Source organism: Methylobacterium tardum (assembly GCF_023546765.1).
Classification (GTDB): domain Bacteria; phylum Pseudomonadota; class Alphaproteobacteria; order Rhizobiales; family Beijerinckiaceae; genus Methylobacterium; species Methylobacterium tardum.
On the sequence record NZ_CP097484.1, the window covers coordinates 3,293,298 to 3,311,738 of the forward strand.

Sequence of the window (18,441 nt, forward strand, 5' to 3'; positions counted from 1 at the left end):
TCCTAGCGGGCCGAGGAAGGGTCGAGGTTGGCCGCCCGCAGGCGCAGGGCATTGCCAATGACGCTCACCGAGGAGAGCGCCATGGCGGCCGCGGCGATGACCGGCGAGAGCAGGATGCCGAGGAACGGGTAGAGGATGCCCGCCGCCACGGGCACGCCCGCGGCGTTGTAGATGAAGGCGAAGAACAGGTTCTGGCGGATGTTGCCCATCACCGCCCGCGACAGCCGCCGTGCCCGCACGATGCCGAGGAGATCGCCCTTCAGCAGGGTCAACCCGGCGCTCTCGATGGCGACGTCCGTCCCGGTGCCCATGGCGATGCCGACATCCGCCGCCGCGAGCGCCGGGGCGTCGTTCACGCCGTCGCCGGCCATCGCGACCACCTGCCCGGCCGCCTTGTGGCGCTCGACCACCGCAGCCTTCTGGTCGGGCAACACCTCCGCCTCGACCTCTTCGATGCCGAGCCGGCGTGCCACCGCCTCGGCGGTGGTGCGGTTGTCACCGGTCAGCATCACCACCCGGATGCCCTCGGCCCGAAGCGCCGCCAGCGCCTCGGCCGTCGTGGCCTTGACCGGGTCGGCGATGGCGATGACGCCGGCCACCCGGCCATCGACGCCGGCGAAGATCGCCGTCGCGCCGTCACGCCGGAGTTCGTCGGCTTCGGTCGCATGGGTCGATACGTCGACCCCTTGCTCCTGCAGGAAGGCGGCGTTGCCCAGCGCCACGCGGCGGCCCTCAACGGTGCCGAGCGCGCCCTTCCCGGTCGGGCTGTCGAAATCCGCGACGGGGCCGGTCGCGATCCCGCGCTTCCCGGCGGCCGCCACGATGGCCAGGGCGAGCGGGTGCTCGCTCGCCCGCTCGACGCTCGCCGCGAGGCGCAGGAGCGTGTCCTCGCCGAACCCGGCCGCCGCCACGACCCGCGTCACGGCCGGCTTGCCTTCGGTCAGGGTGCCGGTCTTGTCGACCACAAGAGTCGTGACCCGCTCCATCCGCTCCAGTGCCTCCGCATTCTTGACGAGCACCCCGGCCCCGGCGCCGCGACCGACGCCGACCATGATCGACATCGGCGTCGCGAGACCGAGCGCGCACGGGCAGGCGATGATCAGCACCGCCACCGCGGCGAGGAGCGCGAAGGTGAAGCGCGGCTCCGGCCCGAACGCCATCCAGGCGGCGAAGGCCAGCGCCGCCACGCCAATGACCGCCGGCACGAACCAGCCCGCGACTTGATCGGCGAGGCGCTGGATCGGGGCCCGCGAACGCTGCGCCTCGGCCACCATCTGGACGATGCGCGCCAGCATGGTGTCGCGCCCGACCCTGGTCGCCTCGACCACGAGCGAGCCGGACTGGTTGAGGCTGCCGCCGATCACCGCGCCGCCGACCTCCTTGGTGACGGGCATCGATTCCCCCGTCACGAGGCTCTCGCCGACGGCGCTGCGGCCCTCCACCACCGCGCCGTCGACCGGGACCTTCTCGCCGGGGCGCACGCGCAGCCGGTCGCCGATGGCGATGGCATCGAGCTGCACCTCCTCGTCCTCGCCGTCGGGCCGGATGCGGCGGGCGGTTTTCGGCGCGAGGTCGAGGAGCGCCCGCAGCGCGCCGCCGGTGCTCTCGCGGGCGCGAAGCTCCAGGACCTGTCCGAGCAGCACGAGCACGGTGATCACCGCCGCCGCCTCGAAGTAGGCCGGCACCGCCCCGCCGTGCCCGCGTAGCGCTTCCGGGAACAGCCCCGGGGCAAGGGTCGCCACCACGCTGTAGAGGTAGGCCGTGCCCGTCCCGAGGGCGACCAGGGTGAACATGTTCAGGTTCCGAGACAGGACGGAGTGCCGTGCCCGAACGAAGAAGGGCCAGCCGGCCCAGAGCACCACCGGGGTGGCGAGCGCGAACTGGATCCAATTCGAGGTCTGCTGCCCGAGCCGTTCGGTCAGGCCGAAGAGGTGCCCGCCCATCTCCAGCACGAACACCGGCAGGGTCAGGACCAGCCCGACCCGGAACCGGCGGGTCATATCGACGAGCTCCTCGCTGGGGCCGTCGTCGGCGCCGACCATCGCCGGCTCAAGCCCCATGCCGCAGATCGGGCATGCCCCGGGGCCGACCTGCCTGATCTCCGGGTGCATCGGACAGGTGTAGATCGAGCCTTCCGGCACCGGGTCGGACTTGGCTGCGGACTGGCCGGGGTCGAGGTAGCGGACCGGCTCGGCCACGAACTTCGTCCGGCAGCCGTTCGAGCAGAAGTAGTAGGGATGCCCGTCGTGCTCGGCCCGGTGCTCGGTCGCGTGCGGGTCGACCATCATCCCGCAGACCGGGTCCTTCACGCGGGACGCACCCGCGTCATCCGCGGCCATGCCGGCATGGTCGTGCGCATGGGAAGCGACGGAGTGGTCATGCCCGTGTCCTTCGGAGCAGGCGCGGGCCGCCGGGGCGAGATGCGTTTTCGACGAATTGCTCATGACCGGTCCCTCCGCGCGACTTCGATCTCCGCGGCCCGCGAGAGCGGACGCGATTTGGGCCGCGGACAAGTGGTTCTCTCAGGCTTACTGCTTGCCTTCCTTACGGGCGTTCTTGTCGAGCCAGGCAGTGAGCTCCTTGATGCTCTTCTCCTGTTCCTGGATGCTCTTCTCGGCGATCTTCTTAGCCTCGGGATTGTCGCCGTTCCTCAGGCCGACCTGGGCCATGGCGATGGCGCCCATGTGATGCGGGATCATCGCGCAGATCCAGGCGACGTCGGGGTCGCCGGCCATCATGCCTTCCATCATCGGGCCGTTCATCTGCATCATGGCGTGCTGCAGGCCCTTCTGGGTGTCGGTCGCCTGACCGGACATGCCCTGCATCGCCATCGACATGTGGCCCTGCATGTCCTTCATCGAGGACTCCTTGCCGGCCGACGCCGCCTTGCAGGTTGCGGGCAGCTCGAACGACGGGGCCTGCATGGAGCCGTGGTCGTTGGAGCCATGGTCGTTATCCGCGGCGAGGGCCGCGCCGATGCCGGTCAGCGCCAGGGTCATCGCGAGTGTCAGGGTACGAACGTTCATGATCATCTCCTCCAATTGATCAATCGGGACGGCCGGCTCGGCCGCCCCGTCAGGGTTCAAGCGGTCATTTTCCGGCAGGTCTCGGCACACCGGCGGCACTGCGCGACGCAGTCCTGCATGTCGCCGACCGCCTCACAGCTCCGCGCGCAGGCCTCGCAGACCTCGGCGCAGGCTCGACAGGTGTGCGTGTGCTCGGGCAGGCCGATCAGCATGAAGTGCGCCGAGGTTCGGCATATTTCCGCGCAGGCCATCATCAGGCGAAAATGCTCCGGCTCGACGTGCTTGCCGCCGGCGGGGAGACAGTGGTTGGAGGCCATGCCAAGGCAGCTTTGATAGCAGCGCAGGCACTCGCCGATGCAAGATTGCATCTCGCCAGACATTTTGTGCATCCTTGTTCTCCTTAAGTTGATGGGTGCTGCCATAAGTTCAGCAAATACATAGACGTAATTTGCGTTTTTGCTGAATTGCGATCAGATCCATAACCATATTCGTCGGATTACGTTCAATTTATTGTCTATAATATTTCTGTATGTCTAGGCGCGGGTCTGCAATGAGGGCACGCGGCGGCGAGGCTCGCCGAGGCGTCGCCGACCTTGTGCTGAGCGTGGGCGAGCATCCCGCTGAGACAGCGGCAGAGGGACCCTACGTCAGCGGCGCCGGATCAACGCGAGATGAGAGATGGGCCTCGCCACGGGATAGTCGGTGCACGCCACGACTGCGGTCGCACCTCGGGCGTCGCGCGCCTCGGGCGCGCCTCATCTCACGCGAGGGTTCGTGGGGGCTTGCGCAGCGCCTCGGGAGCGATACCCGCGCGTCCGGCGACATTATCCGGGATTAACATGGCCGCCCGAAACATGGGCATGGCGGGTGATGCGGGTCCGGCAAAAACACCGAATGTGCCGCCCACCGTCGTCCCACAGCAGCGTCGCTTGCAGGGGCCGGGGCAGCAGCATCGGTCGGCATCGACCGCCCGAACGGATGCCGTCGACTTGCCGGTGGTCACGCGTAGGCGAGGCGCGGTCAACAGCGTCACCGCCAACTCGGCGATGCCCGACGCCTTGTCGAGACCCGGGTTCGCCGCGGGAAGGGACGCCGTGGCGGCATCCGAGACCATGCGACCGCGGTGGCCGCAGTGGACGTGCCCCTCGTGAGCCTGGACGGCGGACGGCGCGACATGGGCGATGATCGCGAGGATCATCGCCGCCATCAGACGCACGATATGCCGGTCGAAACCCATGCCGGTCGCCAACCTCGGCCCAAACGTAGGGACGGCGTCGTCCCTGGGACGTGAATGCGCGCATTCGGGTTTGGTTGCGGCTCGTCCCCCCGACTCACGCCGTCGGGCTCAGCGGCTCGGCGGGGAAGCCTGCGGCGACTATGGTCTCGGCAATGCGGTCCGCAGGGCCGGTCGCGCCGGACACGGTCACGAGCTTGGCCCCGAGGTCCACCTCGACCAGGGCGCCCGGCTCGATGCCGGCGATGGCCCGGGTCACGGACTTGGCGCAGCCTCCGCAACCCATCCTGTCGACCTTGTAGCGGTACATGACGCTCTCCCTGTGGTGGCGTCCCGCACAGATGGGGCTTCCCATGGTGGGAAGGTCAAGGGTCGCGGAATGCCTCCCGCCAGGTGGGAATGGCGTCGATTCGGGCGGGCGCCCAGGTCGGGGCCGACGTGTTAGGACACCGTGCGGATGATCGCGGCGAACTTGCCGACGGTCATTTGCGTGCGGTCGCCCTCGGTCACGTCCCGGAGAGGATGAGGGTATCCGATCAAGCTTCCGGGCTTGCGCCGCGTTCGAGGGCGGCGAACCGTTCGGCCTTCACCTCGGCGACGTGGCAGCCGCGTTGGATCGTCCGCCTGGCGTGACTGAACACCCATGGGCGTCTCCGGCTGCGTATCGCAGGCAGCGCGCAGGGCACCCAGCGGTATGTCGCTGGCGGCGGCCGGTGCCATCGTGTGCGGGCGTTCAAGGGTCAGCATCGGCATGCTCCTCGGGTTGTTTCCCGGGACTGGTCTCAGCGCTTCACAAAGCCAATGTCGGCGGCCACCGCGCTCAGCCGCTCCGGCGCGCGCTCCTTCCGCTCGCTGTAGCGGTCCACCAGGTAGTCGGCCCGCTCTCGGGTCAGGAGCGTGAACTTCACCAGCTCCTCGCACACGTCCACGACCCGCTCGTAGAGCGGCCCCGGCTTCATCCGGCCCGCGTCGTCAAACTCCTTGTAGGCCATCGGCACGGACGATTGATTCGGGATGGTGATCATCCGCATCCAGCGGCCGAGCACGCGCAAGGCGTTCACGGCGTTGAAGCTCTGCGAGCCGCCGGAGACCTGCATCACGGCAAGGGTGCGCCCCTGGGTCGGCCGCACGCTGCCCTCGCTCAAGGGCAGCCAGTCGATCTGACTTTTCATCACGCCGGTCAGGGTACCGTGCCGCTCCGGTGAGACCCACACCTGGCCCTCGGACCAGATCGAGAGATTGCGCAGCTCCTGCACCTTTAAGTGGTCGGCGGTCGCATCGTCCGGCAGGGGCAGGCCGTCCGCGTGGAAGATCCGCACCTCGCCGCCCATGGCTTCGAGGAGCCGGGCGGCCTCGTACGCGAGGCAGCGGCTGAACGAGCGCTCCCGCAGCGAGCCGTAGAGGATCAGGAAGCGGGGCGCATGGGTGAACGGCGCCGCCGCGTCTAGGCTGTCGCGGGTCGGCACCTCGAAATGCGCTTGGCTGAGGTTCGGCAGGCCATCTTTGAAGGGCTGGCTGAGCTTGTCCAAGGGACGTCTTTCTTGTACGTTCAAAATATCGTTTGAAGATTGTAACGAAAATGGATGAACCGCAAGCCCTCGCCGCCTTTGCGGCCCTGGCGCAGGAACACCGCCTGCGTCTGGTGCGGTCGCTCGTGACCGCCGGACCAGCGGCCTCGCCTCCGGCGTTCTGGCCGAGGCGGTCGGCGTCTCTGCCGCGACCGTATCCCACCATCTCAAGGAGCTGAGCCATGCGGGCTTGGTCGCCTCGCGGCGCGAGGGCCGTTCGATCATCTACAGTGCTGCCTATCCGGCCCTGTCCGACCTGATCCAGTTCCTGATGCGCGACTGCTGTCAGGGCCACCCGGAGGTCTGCACCCCGGCCGTCGCCGCCCTCGCCGCCTGCAACTGCCCACCCGGAGACACCCTCTATGCCTGATCGCGTCTACAACGTCCTGTTTCTCTGCACCGGCAACTCGGCCCGCTCGATCCTGGCGGAAGCGATGCTGAACCAGGATGGGCAAGGCCGCTTCCGGTCCTACTCCGCCGGTAGCCAGCCCAAGGGCGAGCCGCATCCGCTGGCGTTGCAGACGCTACGGGAGAGCGACTACCCCGTGCACGGGCTGCGCTCGAAGTCCTGGGACGAGTTCGCCGCGCCCGGTGCTCCGGTGATGGATTTCGTGTTCACGGTCTGTGACAACGCAGCCGGCGAACCCTGCCCCTTCTGGACTGGTCAGCCCGTGACCGCTCATTGGGGCATCGAGGACCCTGCCGCTGCGGAAGGCTCGGAGATCGAGCGCAAGCGCGCCTTCGTGACAGCGCAGCGCTACCTGAAGAACCGCATCGCGGCCTTTATCGCCCTGCCGCTCGGCAGCCTCGACCAGGCGGCCCTGTCGGCCAAAGTCAGAGAGATCGGCCAACAAGCCGGTGCCACCGCGCTCCGGCCGGAGGTCGCTTGATGGACGTCATCATCTACCACAACCCGGACTGCGGCACGTCCCGCAACACCCTGGCGATGATCCGCAACGCCGGAATCGAGCCTCATGTGATCGAGTATCTGAAGACGCCGCCCGCCCGGGCGCTGCTGGTGCAGCTCCTCGCCCGGGCCGGCCTGCCCGTCCGCGACGCACTGCGGGAGAAGGGCGCGCCGTTCGCCGAGCTGGGCCTTGGCGATCCGGCATTGACCGATGCGCAGCTGCTCGATGCCATCGAGGCGCATCCGATCCTTCTCAACCGCCCGCTGGTGGTCAGCCCCAAGGGCGTGCGGCTGTGCCGGCCGTCCGAAGCCGTGCTGGACCTCCTGCCGGGGCAGCAAGGCGAGTTCGTCAAAGAGGATGGCGAGCGGGTCGTGGACGAGCACGGCCGCCGCGTCGGCACTGCCTGAACCCCAACCCAGACCCATAAGAAGAAAACGCCCGGATGCTCGCGCTCGCCATCTTCCTCGTCACCCTCGTCTTCGTCATCTGGCAGCCAAGGGGCCTCGGGATCGGATGGAGCGCGCTGGCAGGCGCGGCGGTCGCGCTCGCCACGGGGGTGATCCATCCGGGCGATATTCCGGTGGTCTGGCATATCGTCTGGGACGCCACCTTCACCTTCGTGGCGCTCATCATCATCTCGCTGCTGCTCGATGAGGCCGGTTTCTTCCATTGGGCGGCGCTGCACGTCGCCCGCTGGGGCAGTGGGTCCGGCCGGCGGCTCTTTCCGCTTGTCGTGTTGCTCGGCGCGGCCATCGCTGCGGTGTTCGCCAACGACGGCGCGGCGCTGCTGCTGACGCCGATTGTGCTGGCGATCCTGCTCCGGCTCGACTTCAAGCCGGCGGCGGCGCTGGCATTCATCGTCGCCTGCGGGTTCGTGGCCGACAGCACCTCCCTGCCGCTGGTGATCTCCAACCTGGTCAACATCGTCTCCGCCAACTTCTTCGACGTGACCTTCGGCAGGTATGCGGCCGTCATGGTGCCGGTGAACCTGGTGTCCCTGGCGGCGACCCTGGTGGTGCTTTGGGCTTTCTTCCGGCGCGACGTGCCGGCGGCCTACCCGGCGGCCGCCTTGGAGCGCCCGGTCGGGGCCATCCGCGATCCGCTGGTGTTCCGGGCGGCGTTCCCGCTGCTTGGCGTGCTCCTGCTCGCCTACTTCGTCACCGCGCCGTTCGGCGTGCCGGTGGCGGCCGTCACCTGTGCCGGTGCGGCCGTTCTTCTACTGCTTGCCGACCGGGGCAGGGTCATCCCGATCCGCAAGGTGCTGACCGGCGCCCCCTGGCAGATCGTGCTGTTCAGCCTCGGCATGTACCTCGTGGTCTACGGCCTGCGGAACGCCGGCCTGACCGACGAGCTGGCCACGGGCTTGGTCTGGCTCGCCGGCCATGGCCCGTGGGTCGCCACGGTCGGCACCGGCTTCGCGGCGGCGATCCTGTCGTCCGTGATGAACAACATGCCATCTGTGCTGATCGGGGCGCTCTCGATCCAGCAGGCGCCGGACCTGTCCCCGCTGACGCGCGAGCTAATGGTCTATGCCAACGTGATCGGTTGCGACCTCGGCCCGAAGTTCACGCCAATCGGCAGCCTCGCCACGCTGCTCTGGCTGCACGTCCTTGACAGCAAGGGCCAGAAAATCACCTGGGGCCAGTATATGAAGGTCGGGCTTGTCATCACCCCGCCCGTGCTGCTGGTCACGCTCGTGGCGCTGGCGGCTTGGCTGCCGCTTCTCGGCACCCGGTAGGCAGCCCGTGTCCGAGGCCCGCCGCTGGCCGGTGATCTCCGCCCTCGGCGTCGTGCAGATCCTCACCTGGGGCTCGTCGTTCTACCTGCCGGCGGTGCTTGCCGGCCCGGTCGCCGAAAGCACCGGCTGGCCGCTCGCCTGGGTCGTCGGCGGACTGTCACTCGGCCTGCTGGTCGCCGCGTTCGCCTCGCCGCATATCGGGACGGCGATCCACCGCCACGGCGGCCGGCCCATCCTGGCGCTGGCCGCGCTGCTGCTGGCTGCCGGGCTGACCATGCTGGCGCTGGCTCCGATCCTGCCGGTCTACCTCGCCGGCTGGCTGCTGCTCGGCCTCGGCATGGGTTGCGGCCTGTACGATCCGGCATTCGCGACCCTCGGCCGGCTCTACGGCGCGGCGGCGCGGCCGGCGATCACCACCCTGACCCTGTGGGGCGGGTTCGCCAGCACCGTTTGCTGGCCACTTTCCGCCTTCCTGGTCGCGCATTTCGGATGGCGCGGTGCCTGCCTGGCCTATGCCGGCCTGCACCTCGCGGTGACGCTACCGCTTGTCCTCCTTCTGATCCCCAAGGCCCCGGCACCGCCGTCGGCGGGGCATCACCAGGACCGAACCGGCCCGCTGTCCGCGAAGGAACGGCGGGCGTTCCGGCTGTTCGCCGGCGTGCTGATAATCGGCGGCGCGATCATGTCGCTTGTTTCGGTGCACCTGCTGACGCTCCTGCAGGCGCGGGGCGTGGCGCTCGCTTCGGCCGTCTCCTACGGGGCGCTGATCGGCCCGGCTCAGGTCGGCGCCCGCGTCGCGGAAATGTCGTTCAAGGGCCGGCACCATCCCCTGTGGACCCCGACCGCAGCCCTTGGCCTCGTCGCCCTCGGCCTGGTGCTGCTCGCCGGCGGCCTGCCCGGCGTCGGGGTCTGGCTGGTCCTCTACGGCGGCGGCAACGGCATCTATTCGATTGCGCGGGGCACGGTGCCCTTGGCCCTGTTCGGCCCCGTTCGCTATCCGCTGGTCGTCGGCCGCTTGGCACGGCCGGGGCTGATCGCGCAGGCGCTAGCGCCGCCGGCCGGCGCTTTCGTGCTGACCTACGCCAGCCCGGATGCCCTTTGGTGGCTCCTGCTCATCCTCGGCCTCGCCAACCTCGGACTTGTCGGCGGGTTGTGGCGGACACGGTAATCGCTCCACCGCTTCGGCAGCTATGGGAACTCGGTCGCGCTTCAGCATCCTTGGCTTCGACTTCCCAGTCCCCGGGACAATCGCCCCCCACGCCGTCCGTCCGCTTCGGCCAGGGTGGGCGGACCGGCCGGCCGACCAAGCTCCGCGAGAAGCCGGGCATCGGCTCCTGGGGGGATGCCTCAACGTCGGTTCACCGCCCCGAACGAGTACGGTGACGGCGAGCGCCCGCGCGACGGCTGCGCTCAAGCCGGCGCGCCTCCACGATAACGGGCGAAGGCGCCGCGCCCCTCCGGCCCGAACAGGACCACCTCGTAGATGTCGGGCTCCCTGCCCTCGACCTCCATGCCGGGCGACCCTGCCGGCATGCCCGGAACGGCCAGTCCCGTCACCTTCGGCCGCTCCGCCAGCAGCCGCCTGATGGCGTCCGCCGGAACGTGTCCCTCGACCACGTAGCCGTCCACGAGAGCGGTGTGGCAGGAGGCGAGGTCCCTCGGCACGCCGAGACGCGCCTTGACCGGGTTCACGGGACCCTCGGTCACCGTCACCGTGAAGCCGGCCTGTCGCAGGTGGTCCACCCACTTCGCGCAGCAGCCGCAACTCGGGTCCTTCGTCACGGCGACGGTCGGCAGGCTCTCCCCCATCACGGGTCGTCCGAGCGACACTCCCGCCGCCAAGCCCGCGAGCACGGCACGCCGGGACGGCATCATGTCTGACTTCATCATTCGCTCCTGTTGATTCCTCATTCGGCCGCCAGAGGCATCCGTGCACCCTCCGCGGCGGCCTCCGGCAACCCGCGACCTTTCACCAACGCGTAGACGGCCGGAATCACGACGAGGGTCAGCACGGTCGAGGACACCATCCCGCCGATCATCGGCACGGCGATGCGCTGCATGACCTCGGAGCCCGAACCGGTGCTCCAGAGGATGGGCAGGAGACCCGCCATGATGGCGACCACCGTCATCATCTTGGGCCGCACCCGCTCGACGGCGCCGACCATGATGGCCTGCCGCAGGTCCTCGCGCGTGAGGGGGCGTCCCTCACGCCGGCACCCTGCCCGGACCTCGTCGAGGGCGTGGTCGAGGTAGACCAGCATGATCACGCCGGTCTCGGCTGCGACGCCGGCGAGCGCGATGAAGCCGACCGCCACCGCCACCGACATGTTGAAGCCCATCCACCACATCAGCCAGACGCCGCCGACGAGCGCGAACGGCAGCGAGAGCATGACGATGAGGGTCTCGGTCAGACGGCGGAAGTTCAGGTAGAGGAGCAGGAACACGACGAGCAGCGTCAGCGGCACAACGATCCTGAGGCGGGCTTCGGCGCGCTCCAGGTACTCGTACTGCCCGCTCCACTGCAGGGTCGTGCCCTGGGGCAACCTGACCTCCCTGTCGACCGCGGCCCGCGCGTCGGCCACGTAGCCGCCGAGGTCGCGCCCCGTGAGGTCGGCGAAGATGTAGACCGCGAGCTGGCCGTTCTCGGTCCGGATCGAGGTCGGCCCCCGGGTGAGCTCGACCTTCGCGACCTCACCGAGCGGCACCGTCCCGCCGGCCGGCAGCGGCACCTGCACCTCGTCGGCGATGGCCCGCGGGTCGGAGCGGAAGGCGCGCGGGTAGCGCACGTTGACGGTGTAGCGCTCGCGGCCCTCGACCGTGTTGGTGACGCTCTGCCCGCCGAGAGCCGAGGCGACCACGTCCTGGACGTCGCCCACCATGAGCCCGTAGCGGCCGAGCGCCTCCCGGTCGGGCGTGATGTCGAGGAAGTACCCGCCGATGACCCGCTCCGCGTAGGCACTCGACGTGCCCGGCACGTCGCGCACCACCGCCTCGACCTGACGGGCGACCTTCTCCATGGCGCCGAGGTCGGTGCCGAGCACCTTGATGCCGACCGGGGTCCGGATGCCGGTCGAAAGCATGTCGATGCGGGCGCGGATCGGCTGCGTCCAAGCATTCGAGACGCCCGGGAACTGCAGCGCCCGGTCCATCTCCGCCTTGAGGCTCGCGAGCGTCACGCCCGGGCGCCACTCGGCCTTCGGCTTGAGGCTGATGATGGTCTCGGCCATCTCCATCGGCGCCGGGTCGGTCGCGGTGCTGGCGCGCCCGGCCTTGCCGTAGACCGAGGCGACCTCCGCGAAGGACTTGATGATCCGGTCCTGGGTCGCCAGCAACTCGCCCGCCTTCGTCACCGAGATGCCGGGCAGGGTCGTCGGCATGTACATCAGCGTCCCCTCGTCGAGTTCCGGCATGAACTCCGAGCCGAGCTGGCGCGCCGGCCAGACGGTGACCGCCAGGACGCCGAGGGCGAGCAGGATCGTGGGCAACCGCGCCCGCAGTACGCCCGCGATGACCGGGCGATAGAGCCAGATCAGGAGCCGGTTCACCGGGTTGCGATGCTCCGGGACGATCCGTCCGCGCACGAACAACACCATCAGCGCCGGCACCAGGGTCACCGACAGGAGCGCCGCCGCCGCCATGGCGAAGGTCTTGGTGAGCGCGAGCGGCCCGAACAGGCGCCCCTCCTCGCCCTCCAGGGTGAAGATGGGCAGGAAGCTCACGGTGATGATGAGGAGTGAGAAGAACAGCGAGGGGCCGACCTCGCCCGCCGCCTCGACCAAGATCTCGACCCGCGGCTTGTCCGGCGGCGCCCGCTCCAGGTGCTTGTGGGCGTTCTCGATCATCACGATGGCCGCGTCGATCATGGCGCCGACCGCGATGGCGATGCCGCCGAGCGACATGATGTTGGCGCCCAGCCCCAGCGCCTTCATCCCGGCGAACGCCATCAGGATGCCGACGGGCAGCATCAGGATGGCGACCAGCGCGCTTCGGACGTGTAGGAGGAACACGATGCATACGAGGGAGACGACGACGCTCTCCTCGACAAGCGTGTGCCGCAGCGTCTCGATGGCCGCGTCGATGAGTTGCGAGCGGTCGTAGACCGGCAGGATCTCGGTGCCGGCCGGCAGGCTTTTCGCCACCTCCGCGAGCTTCGCCTTCGCGTTCTCGATGACGGTCAGGGCGTTCGCGCCGAACCGCTGCAGGACGATGCCGCCGGCGACCTCGCCGTCACCATTCATCTCGGTGATGCCCCGCCGCTCGTCAGGCCCGAGTTCGACCCGGGCGACGTCCCGCACCCGCAGGGGAGCACCACCGGTGGTCTTCAGGACGATGTTGTCGATGTCGGCCACGCTCCGCAGGTAGCCGCGTCCGCGCACTATGAACTCGAACTCGGAGAGCTCGACCGTGCGGCCGCCGACGTCGGCGTTGCTCGCCCGGATCGCGTCCCGGAGCTTGTTGAGCGAGATCCCCTGCGCCCGTAGGCGGTTCGGGTCGACCACGACGTTGTACTGCTTGACGAAGCCGCCGACGCCCGCGACCTCGGCCACGCCCTCGGCCCGCGACGCCCCGAAACGGACCACCCAGTCCTGGAGGGAGCGCAATTCCGCGAGCGTGCGCTCCTTGGCCACGACCACGTACTGGTAGACCCAGCCGACGCCGGTGGCGTCCGGACCGAGGGTCGGGGTCACGCCCGCCGGCAAGCGGCTGGCGGCCGCGTTGAGGTACTCCAGCACTCGACTACGGCCCCAGTAGGGATCGGTGCCGTCCTCGAAGATCACGTAGACGAAGCTGACCCCGAAGAACGAGAAGCCGCGCACCACCTTCGCCTTCGGGACCGTCAGCATGGCGGTCGTGAGAGGATAGGTGACCTGATCCTCGACCACCTGCGGGGCCTCGCCCGGGTACTCGGTGTAGACGATGGCCTGCACGTCCGAGAGGTCGGGGATGGCGTCGAGCGGCAGCGTTCGCAGCGCCATGACGCCAGCGGCCACGGCGAACACGGTGCCGACCAGCACCAGGACGAGGTTGCGGGCCGACCAGCCGATGAGGCGCGCGATCATGGCTTGCCCTCAAGGTTCGAGGCCTGCCGGTCGCTCGCCTTCGGGGCGGACATGGACTGAAGCGCCGCCTTCAGGTTGCTCTCGGCGTCGATCAGGAAGTTCGCCGCCGTGACGACCCGGTCGCCGGCGTCGACGCCCTCGCGGACCTCGACGTAGCCCGTGCCGCGAACCCCGACCTTGACCTCGCGGGGCTCGAAGCGCCCCCCGCCCCTGTCGAGCAGCACCACCTGCCGTGCACCTGTGTCGATGACCGCGTCGTCGGGCACCGCCACGACGGGCTTGCCCGCCCCCGTGGCGATCTCGACCTCGGCGTACATGTCCGGCAGGAGCGCGCCGTCCGGGTTCGGCAGCTCGATGCGCACCCGCGTGGCCCGGGTGTCCGGGTTTACCTGCGGATAGATCACCCCGACCTTGCCGGAGAAGGTCCGGCCCGGGGCCGAACGCAGGCGCACGGTCACGGCCTGTCCGGCGCGAACCCCGGCCAGGTCGCGCTCGGGCACGTCGGCCAGCACCCACATGACCGAGATGTCGCCGATCCGGAACAGGGTGTCGCCGGCCGCGGCCTTCATGCCCTCGACGGCCGAGCGCTGCAGCACCAAGCCGTCCCGGGCCGACGACCAAGTGATGGCCATCGGCACCTTCCGGGTGCGCTCCATGTCGTCGATGACGGCCTCGGAGACGTTGAGGTTCTGCAGGCGTCGCCGAGCTCCGTCGAAGCCGGGGTTGGCGATGAGCTGCGCGGCGGCGGAATTGATGTCGGGGGAGTAGACGTGGACCAGCGGCTGGCCCTTGCGGACGCGGTCGCCGGTGGTGACGTCCTCGACATGGTCGACGTACGCGTCCGACCGGGTCGCGATGACCGTCACGCGCCGCTCGTCGAGGGCGACGGTACCGGGCACGCGCACCGGCTGCGCCACCACCCGCCGCTCCACGGTTTCGGTTCGGACGCCGGTCCGCTGGACCTTGCCGGGGGAGACCGTCACGACGTTGCCGCCCTCGTCCTCGCCCGCGTAGACGGGGATGTAGTCCATCCCCATCGAATCCTTTTTCGGGGTCGCCGAGGTGTCCGGCAGGCCCATCGGGTTGCGGTAGTAGAGCACCTTGCGCGTGCCCCGGTCGGGCTTTCCGGCCGCCGCCGTTCCAGGCGCCGCCATGCCGTGCCCGGTCACGTCGTGGCCGGCCATGTCGGGGGATGTCGTCTCGCTCCCTTGTGCCTGGTCGAAGCGCACGTCCTCGCTGGCCCGAACCGCCCGGAAGTCGTGCCCCTCCGCAGTCGTTCTCGGCGACGCGGAGTAGACCGGCTTCCCATCCGGATCCTGGTAGTAGACCACCGGACCCGTGACCTTCGGCGGCGCCGGTGCCTGCGGACCCGGCATGCCGGTCGGCAGCCAGTGGGCGAACTCGGTCCGTGCGCGCTCGACGAGGACCGGAACGGGGCTGCCATCGCGCCCCGCCCAGTACCCGGTGCCCCCCGCCGCCAACGCGGCGAGGATCCCGGCGAGCCATGCCGAGCGGCTCACTTGACCGCCTGGAAGACGAGCCTGTCCTCGACGGTGCCGGTTTCGCCCTGGACCTTCGCCCCCAGCGAGAGCCGCCAGCCCCCGGCCATCGTGAGCTTCGCCTTGAAGCGGTAGATGCCGTGCTCCGTCGACGGGACCTGCTCGATCGCCGAGGTCATCTCGTCCATGCTGTCGGGCGCCATGTCGATGCGCTTGGCGAAGATCACCGCGTCCGGAACGGGCTTGCCGGTGCGCTTGTCCATGAGGCGCACCGAGAGGATGGTCTCGCCGACCTTCGCCTCCGTCCGGGTCGGCTCGAAGGCGTAGTCCTTGATGCCGGCGAGCGCCGGCAGGGCCGGGACCGACAGCGCGGCGCCGAGCAGCGCGGCACCGAGGGCGCGCGCGAAGGGGTACGTGGTCACGGATTTCGTCTCCTGAACGCGATGGATGGCCACGCGCGGACGCGCGGCGTCGTGCCGGCGTTCACGCCGGCGGTATCGGGCTCAGGCTCGGGGGGCTCAGGTAGGGGGCGGCCGGACAGGCTGGCGAAGGACGCCGCATCGGGCCACACCCGGCTCGTCCGCGTCGCCACCGGGGCCGGGACGGACGCCGCGGTCGGCAGGAGGGAGGCGACGCTGGCGAGGCAGAGCGCCAAAAGCGGACAGCCGGCCTTGGCGCAGTCGGGCTTCGCCACCTTCCCGGGCGGGCAGCACGGCATGTCGGCCATGTCCGCGTCGCCCACGTCCATCCCCTCCATCTCGGCATGGGCAATGGCCGAGGTCGCCTCAGGCGCGGCTTGCGCCATGATGAACGCGCGCATCCCCGCGGCGGCCGCGGGCGCGGCCACCGGCGTCAGGGCGAGGCTGAGTACCGCCAGGAGCGGCAACAGTCGCCGAAGGGCGATCAAGAACGTCACGCAGGTACGATGCCAGCTTTTCGATCCGGGCGGAAGGCCAGTGTCACGGGAGACGGCGCGTCTCAAGTCTTGAGGGTCAAGGTTTCGTTCCGTCGGGCGGTCGATCCGCCGACCGACCTCGCCGGGCGGGCGTCTCGGCGACCCGTTTCTCGTGAGCCCGCCGGACCGCGCCATGGCGCGTCCGGCCTGCCGTGCCATGGCCGTCCCCGAACGGCAGGCAGAGGCCGGATCGAGGCCGCTACCCATGGAAGCCGCATCGACACCGTCGGTCCCCTGGCAAGCCCGCGGACATGGGGTGGCCGTCTGCCGGGCGCGCAATCTGGAAGGCGGTCAACAGGGGAATGGTCGCGTGCATCGCAGGCGTGAGCCGGTCGTCGCCCTCGGGCTGTTGCGCTGGCCGCCCATCGCAAGGGCGCAGGTTCCGGGCTCCCGGCATCCGCGCGCGTGCTGTCCGGGCATCTGGGAAACCTACCGCACACTTGGCCCTCCGCGCGGTAGGCGGTGCAGGGCGGCGCGCCAAACCTCACCCCGTACAACCCCAATCGGCCGGTCCGGCGGTTCGGACCCCGCGGGAGGTTCAGAAGTGCTGGGCGGGGGTGCCGACCGGGCGGCGGCAGGGCGACGGGGCACCGCGCTGATCGATCCGGTCGTCAGGCCGACGTCCGGAGCTTCGACCTGAGGCGTTTCGGTCCGTTGCGATTGATGCGTCTGGGGCAGAAAACGGGGTGGGACGTTGTCCATCCATCCCGCGAGCGCGTAACCCGGCAGTCCGGCGAGCATGGCGATTCCTGCAAAGGCGGGGATGATCTTGCTTTTCATGGCGGAACCCGTTGATCTGACGAGAAGCTTGCCGCTCCTTGTCTTTAAGTCCGGATGTCTTGGACGTACCGTTACAGCGCGCTGCGAACCTTTGTGGGGTTGGGCCGGGGTCGCCCGGCGCGGCGCCTCGCTCACCGGGGGGATGATCCTGCAAGCGATTGTGGGATGCGCGGCGGCCGCATTGCCTCGCGCGGCCGGGCGGGTGGGAGGGTCATGCCCGTCGTCGTGCCGGATCCCATCCGCGGCGATACCGCAGCGAGGCCCGTGACATGAAGCGTCGGCCGGCGACAGGCCCCCAAACCGTCGCGTCGCCCCTTGAACCCCGGCAGGCGATCCGGAGGATGTTCCGAACCGGCTCGCTACCAGCGAAGGAGGCGCGGTCCCAGGAGCGCTCCGACGAGCGTGCACATCGCGATCGTCCCCCCGTACCAGACGGCGACGAACGGTACGGTATCGTCCATGCAGTGCAGTGAATAGCCGAGCGCGCTCACGGCTCCCGCGGAGAGGCCGACCAGGGCACCCGCCCGCACGAGATCCGTCGGCGCTCCGAACCGTCGAACCGCCCAGGTGACGACGGCGAACGGCACGACGGCGATCACGGGGATCGAGATGAGGCATTCGAGCCAGGTGTGACCGGATACCATGCCGTGCCAATGTTCGGTCGGCGCCATCAAAAGGCTCACGCACGCCAGCGCCGCGACCACGAGGAACGGCAAGGCGGCGACCCCGAGATGGACGCGGCTCTCGCCGCCGGGCCTGACCGCCCTGACGAGATACCGGAGCGCGAGACTCCCGACCGCGGCCGCGAACGAGAACTTGAACGCGAGGAACAGGAGCGGCCGGACCTCGGTCAGGCCGGGACGCAGGCCCAGAAACGCCAGCGCCAGGCACAGCGCGGCCGTCGCGCCGACCGCGACCGCCAGCGCGAGCCGGCGGGTCATCCAGGGGGCCCCGACCGGTTCGCGCTCGAAGCTGGCGCCCAGCAGGCCGATGAGTTCGTCGGTCTTCATCTCGCCTTGCCTCCCACGAGATTGGCCAGGGTCTTCAGGCCGCGGTGGACGCTCACCTTGATCGCGGTCTCGGACATCCCGGCACGTTCGGCCGCCTCGGCGGCGCTCAGGCCCTCGACCTTCGTCCGAGAGGATCGCGTTCCTCATCTTGGGCGGTAGGTGCGCCAGGAGGCGCTCGACGTCGAGCGAGCTCTCCGCCGCGACATGATCGTCGCGAGCCACCAGCACGCCGGCATCCTCGACCGGGACGTCGGCCGCGGCCGTACGCGTACGCCGAAAATGGTCGATGAGCTTGTAGCGGGCGATGGCGTGGATCCACGGCGTCACCGGTTGCGTGACGTCATAGGTGTGCCGCCGCACATGGATCACCATCAGCGTCTCCTGGACGAGATCCTCCGCCTCGGTGTCGGTACGGCCGGAGCGAGCCAGCTTGCCTTTGTAATACGCGCGTAGGTGCGACCCGAGCCGCCCCAGGAAGCGCCGGTAGTCGGCCGCGCTGCCCGCAAGGCTGGCGATGAGCAGCGCGCGCAGTTCCTCTTCCACCTGCAGCACCGGGACTAGGCGGGCCGGTTCGTAGCCGCTGAGCGGATGTCAGAGATACGTCGCATGTTCCGCCACCCCACCGTGTCCTCACGACCGCAGCACCATCCTGTAGGAGCGTGT

Annotated in this window: 16 protein-coding genes and 3 pseudogenes; 5 read left to right on the forward strand and 14 right to left on the reverse strand. The window is 69.5% G+C overall.

The window, feature by feature from the left end; translation table 11 throughout:
• Positions 1 to 2 precede the first annotated feature (2 nt).
• The 7 genes from M6G65_RS15745 to arsH form a co-directional block, all read right to left on the reverse strand.
• Positions 3 to 2,444, reverse strand: coding sequence for a heavy metal translocating P-type ATPase (locus tag M6G65_RS15745; protein ID WP_430929565.1), 2,442 nt, complete (start codon positions 2,442 to 2,444; stop codon positions 3 to 5).
• Positions 2,445 to 2,528: 84 nt separating this feature from the next.
• On the reverse strand, positions 2,529 to 3,125 hold the full coding sequence (locus tag M6G65_RS15750) for a DUF305 domain-containing protein (protein ID WP_236961632.1): 597 nt from the start codon (positions 3,123 to 3,125) through the stop codon (positions 2,529 to 2,531).
• The gene (locus tag M6G65_RS15755) at positions 3,083 to 3,415 is read right to left on the reverse strand and encodes a four-helix bundle copper-binding protein (protein ID WP_250104156.1); all 333 of its coding nucleotides are present in this window, start codon (positions 3,413 to 3,415) and stop codon (positions 3,083 to 3,085) included. Before M6G65_RS15755 ends, M6G65_RS15750 begins: the two co-directional genes overlap by 43 nt.
• 371 nt (positions 3,416 to 3,786) lie before the next feature.
• Positions 3,787 to 4,263, reverse strand: a complete 477-nt coding sequence (locus tag M6G65_RS15760) for a hypothetical protein (protein WP_050735118.1) — start codon at positions 4,261 to 4,263, stop codon at positions 3,787 to 3,789.
• 94 nt (positions 4,264 to 4,357) lie between these two features.
• Positions 4,358 to 4,570 carry a heavy-metal-associated domain-containing protein gene (locus tag M6G65_RS15765; RefSeq protein WP_050735117.1) on the reverse strand — a complete coding sequence of 71 codons (213 nt, stop codon included), beginning with the start codon at positions 4,568 to 4,570 and terminating at the stop codon, positions 4,358 to 4,360.
• A gap of 131 nt (positions 4,571 to 4,701) precedes the next feature.
• Positions 4,702 to 5,007, reverse strand: coding sequence for a hypothetical protein (locus M6G65_RS15770; protein ID WP_124262909.1), 306 nt, complete (start codon positions 5,005 to 5,007; stop codon positions 4,702 to 4,704).
• A 35-nt stretch (positions 5,008 to 5,042) separates the two neighbouring features.
• A complete protein-coding gene (gene arsH / locus M6G65_RS15775) occupies positions 5,043 to 5,789 on the reverse strand; it encodes an arsenical resistance protein ArsH (RefSeq protein WP_050735116.1) in 747 nt (248 codons plus the stop codon).
• A gap of 50 nt (positions 5,790 to 5,839) precedes the next feature.
• Here arsH and M6G65_RS15780 point away from each other — a divergent pair.
• The 5 genes and pseudogenes from M6G65_RS15780 to M6G65_RS15800 all read left to right on the forward strand — a co-directional run bounded on the left by M6G65_RS15780 (position 5,840) and on the right by M6G65_RS15800 (position 9,642).
• A pseudogene (locus M6G65_RS15780) lies at positions 5,840 to 6,198 on the forward strand (ArsR/SmtB family transcription factor).
• The gene (locus M6G65_RS15785; protein ID WP_050735114.1) at positions 6,191 to 6,718 is read left to right on the forward strand and encodes an arsenate reductase ArsC; all 528 of its coding nucleotides are present in this window, start codon (positions 6,191 to 6,193) and stop codon (positions 6,716 to 6,718) included. The pseudogene M6G65_RS15780 and the gene M6G65_RS15785 overlap by 8 nt, the downstream one beginning before the upstream one ends.
• On the forward strand, positions 6,718 to 7,143 hold the full coding sequence (arsC, locus tag M6G65_RS15790) for an arsenate reductase (glutaredoxin) (protein WP_050735113.1): 426 nt from the start codon (positions 6,718 to 6,720) through the stop codon (positions 7,141 to 7,143). The genes M6G65_RS15785 and arsC overlap by 1 nt, the downstream gene beginning before the upstream one ends.
• Before the next feature lie 35 nt (positions 7,144 to 7,178).
• Entirely contained in the window at positions 7,179 to 8,474 is a 1,296-nt protein-coding gene (locus tag M6G65_RS15795) for an arsenic transporter (RefSeq protein WP_050735112.1), read from the forward strand.
• Between the two features lie 7 nt (positions 8,475 to 8,481).
• Positions 8,482 to 9,642, forward strand: a complete 1,161-nt coding sequence (locus tag M6G65_RS15800) for an MFS transporter (protein ID WP_050735111.1) — start codon at positions 8,482 to 8,484, stop codon at positions 9,640 to 9,642.
• Positions 9,643 to 9,884: 242 nt separating this feature from the next.
• Here the strand turns inward: M6G65_RS15800 and M6G65_RS15805 are convergent, their stop codons facing one another.
• The 7 genes and pseudogenes from M6G65_RS15805 to M6G65_RS15835 form a co-directional block, all read right to left on the reverse strand.
• Complete coding sequence (locus M6G65_RS15805) at positions 9,885 to 10,361, reverse strand: DUF411 domain-containing protein (RefSeq protein ID WP_050735156.1); 477 nt, start codon at positions 10,359 to 10,361, stop codon at positions 9,885 to 9,887.
• Between the two features lie 20 nt (positions 10,362 to 10,381).
• Positions 10,382 to 13,534 carry an efflux RND transporter permease subunit gene (locus tag M6G65_RS15810; protein WP_250104157.1) on the reverse strand — a complete coding sequence of 1,051 codons (3,153 nt, stop codon included), beginning with the start codon at positions 13,532 to 13,534 and terminating at the stop codon, positions 10,382 to 10,384.
• Positions 13,531 to 15,054 carry an efflux RND transporter periplasmic adaptor subunit gene (locus M6G65_RS15815; RefSeq protein ID WP_050735109.1) on the reverse strand — a complete coding sequence of 508 codons (1,524 nt, stop codon included), beginning with the start codon at positions 15,052 to 15,054 and terminating at the stop codon, positions 13,531 to 13,533. The genes M6G65_RS15810 and M6G65_RS15815 overlap by 4 nt, the downstream gene beginning before the upstream one ends.
• Entirely contained in the window at positions 15,051 to 15,455 is a 405-nt protein-coding gene (locus M6G65_RS15820; protein ID WP_250104158.1) for a FixH family protein, read from the reverse strand. The genes M6G65_RS15815 and M6G65_RS15820 overlap by 4 nt, the downstream gene beginning before the upstream one ends.
• A gap of 89 nt (positions 15,456 to 15,544) precedes the next feature.
• Positions 15,545 to 15,949 (reverse strand): annotated as a pseudogene (locus M6G65_RS15825) (hypothetical protein); the annotation flags it as partial.
• A 1,178-nt stretch (positions 15,950 to 17,127) separates the two neighbouring features.
• Entirely contained in the window at positions 17,128 to 17,778 is a 651-nt protein-coding gene (locus M6G65_RS15830; RefSeq protein ID WP_050735107.1) for an NrsF family protein, read from the reverse strand.
• Positions 17,775 to 18,330: pseudogene (locus tag M6G65_RS15835) on the reverse strand (sigma-70 family RNA polymerase sigma factor). Before M6G65_RS15835 ends, M6G65_RS15830 begins: the two are co-directional and overlap by 4 nt.
• Positions 18,331 to 18,441: the final 111 nt, after the last annotated feature.

What these genes read in the sequence shown, in the direction of transcription:
- M6G65_RS15745 (WP_430929565.1), bottom strand. Translation starts at nt 2,444, where the DNA reads ATGAGCAATTCGTCGAAAACGCATCTCGCCCCGGCGGCCCGCGCCTGC.
- M6G65_RS15755 (WP_250104156.1), bottom strand. Translation starts at nt 3,415, where the DNA reads ATGCACAAAATGTCTGGCGAGATGCAATCTTGCATCGGCGAGTGCCTG.
- M6G65_RS15760 (WP_050735118.1), bottom strand. Translation starts at nt 4,263, where the DNA reads ATGGGTTTCGACCGGCATATCGTGCGTCTGATGGCGGCGATGATCCTC.
- M6G65_RS15765 (WP_050735117.1), bottom strand. Translation starts at nt 4,570, where the DNA reads ATGTACCGCTACAAGGTCGACAGGATGGGTTGCGGAGGCTGCGCCAAG.
- M6G65_RS15770 (WP_124262909.1), bottom strand. Translation starts at nt 5,007, where the DNA reads ATGCTGACCCTTGAACGCCCGCACACGATGGCACCGGCCGCCGCCAGC.
- M6G65_RS15785 (WP_050735114.1), top strand. Translation starts at nt 6,191, where the DNA reads ATGCCTGATCGCGTCTACAACGTCCTGTTTCTCTGCACCGGCAACTCG.
- arsC (WP_050735113.1), top strand. Translation starts at nt 6,718, where the DNA reads ATGGACGTCATCATCTACCACAACCCGGACTGCGGCACGTCCCGCAAC.
- M6G65_RS15795 (WP_050735112.1), top strand. Translation starts at nt 7,179, where the DNA reads ATGCTCGCGCTCGCCATCTTCCTCGTCACCCTCGTCTTCGTCATCTGG.
- M6G65_RS15805 (WP_050735156.1), bottom strand. Translation starts at nt 10,361, where the DNA reads ATGAAGTCAGACATGATGCCGTCCCGGCGTGCCGTGCTCGCGGGCTTG.
- M6G65_RS15810 (WP_250104157.1), bottom strand. Translation starts at nt 13,534, where the DNA reads ATGATCGCGCGCCTCATCGGCTGGTCGGCCCGCAACCTCGTCCTGGTG.
- M6G65_RS15830 (WP_050735107.1), bottom strand. Translation starts at nt 17,778, where the DNA reads ATGAAGACCGACGAACTCATCGGCCTGCTGGGCGCCAGCTTCGAGCGC.